Genomic DNA, 3456 nt, shown 5'->3' with positions numbered 1-3456 from the left:
CCGTGCCGGCCCCGGGCCCCGGCTCAGTCCTCGGCCCCCCCGCCCTTCCCGCCCCCGCTCTTGTCGTGCCAGCGCGGGTCGGTCTCCCATTCGAGGTTGCGTTCGCGGGCGGTCTCCATCGCGTGGGCCGCCTCCTCGCGGGTGGCGTAGGGGCCGAAGCGGTCCGCGGCCCGGCACTCGGGCCCTTCCTCGACCTTCTGGTGGCGCAGGCAGTAGAACCATTCGCCGGGCCTGCCGACCGTACGCCGTTTGAAGAGGGCCATCGCCGCCTCCCGTGGGTGCCGTTGCTGACGCCATCCTGCCCGATGCCCCGCCGATACACTCGCTGGCATGTCTGGCCAGTCGCTTCTTGTCCCTGGGACGATCTCCCCCACCCGTCCCGTGCCCGCCTCGATCCCACGCCCCGAATACGTCGGCAAGGAGGCACCCACCCCGTACACGGGGCCCGAGGTGCAGGACTCCGAAACGATCGAGCGGATGCGGATCGCCGGCCGGATCGCCGCGCAGGCGATGGCGGAGGCCGCCAAGCTGATCGCCCCGGGGGTGACCACCGATGAACTGGACCGGGTGGCCCATGAGTTCATGTGCGACCACGGCGCCTACCCCTCGACGCTCGGCTACCGCGGCTTCCCCAAGTCGCTGTGTTCCTCGCTCAACGAGGTCATCTGCCACGGCATCCCCGACTCGACCGTCCTCAAGGACGGCGACATCGTCAACCTGGACGTGACCGCGTACATCCACGGTGTGCACGGCGACAACAACGCCACCTATCTGTGCGGTGAGGTGGACGAGGAGTCCCGGCTGCTGGTGGAGCGCACCCGGGAGGCGCTGAACCGCGCGATCAAGGCGGTGAAGCCGGGCCGGCAGATCAACATCATCGGGCGGGTCATCGAGTCGTACGCCAAGCGGTTCGGGTACGGCGTGGTCCGGGACTTCACCGGCCACGGCATCAACACCTCGTTCCACTCCGGCCTGATCGTCCCGCACTACGACAGCCCCCACCACACCACCGACATCAAGCCGGGCATGACGTTCACCATCGAGCCGATGCTGACGCTGGGCTCGTACGACTACGACATGTGGGACGACGGCTGGACGGTGGTGACCAAGGACCGCAGGCGGACCGCGCAGTTCGAGCACACCCTGGTGGTGACGGAGACGGGAGCGGAGATCCTCACGCTTCCGTGAGCCGTTCGGAGTACGCTTTTACCGACAGCGTGTCGGAAACAGGCCGGGATTGACTTAGGCTTACCTAACTAGTTAGGTAAGCCTAAGCGCCGACGGCACGGCTCCTCGGCCCGCGCCCGTCCGCTCCCCTCGGTCCCCGGAGGCCCGTCTTGGAAGCGTCCCACCCGACCCCGTCCACGCCCTTCTCGACGCAGATCCGCGACGCGTCGCACGCCCAGCACGCCGAGGCCGAGAACTCCTCGTTCATGAGCCGCCTCCTGGGCGGCGGGCTCGGCATCACCGCCTACCGGCGCTACACCGAGCAGCTGTGGTTCGTCTACCGCGCCCTGGAGGGCGCCTCCGCCGACCTCGCCGGCGACCCGGTCGCCGGCCCCTTCGTCCGCCCCGAGCTGGCCCGTACGGCCGAACTGGAGCGCGATCTGGCCCACCTCGGCGGCCCCTCCTGGCGCACCGGCCTCACCCCGCTGCCCGCCACCGCCGCCTACGCCGACCGCGTCACCCACTGCGCCCGCGACTGGCCCGCCGGCTATGTCGCCCACCACTACACCCGCTACCTCGGCGATCTCTCCGGCGGCCAGATCATCCGCGGCGCCGCCGAGAAGACCTGGGGCTTCGCCCGCAAGGGTGACGGGGTGCGGTTCTACGTCTTCGAGGACATCGGCAACCCGGCGGCGTTCAAGCGCGAGTACCGCGCACTGCTGGACGCCCTGCCGGTGGACGACCTGGAGAAGCAGCGGGTCGTCGACGAGTGCAAGCGCGCCTTCGCGCTGAACACCGCGGTCTTCCGGGAGCTGGGCGAGGAGTTCCCGCTCAGCGCCTGAGAGGGCGTCCGGGAGGGGCGGGCGCGGCGTCCGGCGGGGCCGCGCCCGCCCCTCCCGCCGTCCGGGGAGCGGGAAAAAAGCCCGTCATGATCCGCAATGTCCCGCACCCCTTACCTTGACCCGTTCATGGGTTCCCCTTGACCGGAACCGTTCCGGGCCGTGACCGCGCCGTGTCCCATGAGAGCGGGATCACTGGACGAGTGGGTCGGACACGGAGAGGGCTCGGCTAACTTAGGCATGCCTTAGTGCCTGAGTTCCGCCGGTTCCGTACCGCCGACCCCGACTGGAGTCCCCCATGCGAGCCCTCCGCTCCTCCGCCGCCACCGCCCTCGCGGCGGCCGCGGCACTCACCGCCGTCACCGGCTGCGCGGCCAAGAACGACACGGCGGCGGGCGGCAAGGGCGCCATCGAGGTGAACGCCACCGACACCTCCTGCGAGCTGTCGGCGAAGGAGTTCCCGGCCGGCCATGTGCAGTTCGCCGTGAGCAACAAGGGCGCCAAGGTCACCGAGGTCTACGTCTACGCGCCCGGCGACCGCATCGTCACCGAGCGGGAGAACATCGGCCCCGGCACCCGCGCCACCATCACCGCCGAGATCAAGCCCGGCCACTACGAGGTCGCCTGCAAGCCCGGCATGAAGGGCGACGGCATCCGCCAGAAGGTCACCGCCACCGGCAAGGGCGCCGACGACCGCCGCGACCCCCGGCTCGACGCCGCCGTCTCCGCCTACCGCCACTACGTCCAGCAGCAGGCCGACGAGACCCTCCCCGCCGCGCGGAAGTTCACCGACGCGGTCAAGGCCGGCGATGTCGAGGCCGCGAAGAAGACCTACGCCCTCTCGCGCGTCGGCTGGGAGCGCACCGAGCCGGTCGCCGAGTCCTTCGGCGACATCGACCCGAAGGTCGACGTCCGCGAGGACGGCCTGGAGGACGGCCAGAAGTGGACCGGCTGGCACCGGCTGGAGAAGTCCCTGTGGCACGAGAAGAAGATCTCCGCCGAGGACAAGAAGCTCGCCGGCCGGCTGATGACCGACCTCAAGGGCTGGCAGAAGCGCGTCGGCACCGCCGAGATCACCCCCACCAGCATGGCCAACGGCGCCAAGGAACTCCTCGACGAGGTGGCCACCGGCAAGGTCACCGGCGAGGAGGAGCGCTACAGCCACACCGACCTCGTCGACTTCGAGGCCAACGTCGAGGGCGCGCAGAAGGCGTACGACCTGCTCAAGCCGGTCGCCGCGAAGAACGACCCGGCGCTGGCCAAGGAGCTGGACAAGCAGTTCGGCACGATCCGCGCCGCGCTGGACAAGCACCGTGACCGCGACGCCGCGGGCGGCTTCGTCGCGTACGACACCGTCGGCAAGGACGACCGCAAGGACCTGTCGGACGCCGTCAACGCGCTGGCCGAGCCGCTGTCGAAGCTGGCCGCCGCGGTGGCGCCGCGCCGCTGA

4 protein-coding genes are annotated in these 3456 nt (G+C 70.4%); 3 read left to right on the top strand and 1 reads right to left on the bottom strand.

All coding sequences use genetic code 11. The features are described from left to right. Positions 1-23: 23 nt before the first annotated feature. Positions 24-263, bottom strand: coding sequence for a hypothetical protein (locus AC51EU_RS28720; protein ID WP_496270012.1), 240 nt, complete (start codon positions 261-263; stop codon positions 24-26). A 67-nt stretch (positions 264-330) separates the two neighbouring features. Here AC51EU_RS28720 and map point away from each other — a divergent pair, with 67 nt between their 5' ends. From map to efeO, 3 genes are all read left to right on the top strand, one after another. Continuing rightward, a complete protein-coding gene (map, locus tag AC51EU_RS28715) occupies positions 331-1188 on the top strand; it encodes a type I methionyl aminopeptidase (protein ID WP_496270011.1) in 858 nt (285 codons plus the stop codon). A 149-nt stretch (positions 1189-1337) separates the two neighbouring features. Further along, on the top strand, positions 1338-2009 hold the full coding sequence (locus AC51EU_RS28710) for a biliverdin-producing heme oxygenase (protein ID WP_496270010.1): 672 nt from the start codon (positions 1338-1340) through the stop codon (positions 2007-2009). Between the two features lie 295 nt (positions 2010-2304). Continuing rightward, positions 2305-3456, top strand: coding sequence for an iron uptake system protein EfeO (gene efeO, locus AC51EU_RS28705; RefSeq protein ID WP_496270009.1), 1152 nt, complete (start codon positions 2305-2307; stop codon positions 3454-3456).

Source organism: Candidatus Streptomyces philanthi (assembly GCF_059553635.1).
The sequence above is the reverse complement of the archived record's forward strand: the minus strand, read 5'-3'. Positions and strand labels throughout refer to the sequence as shown.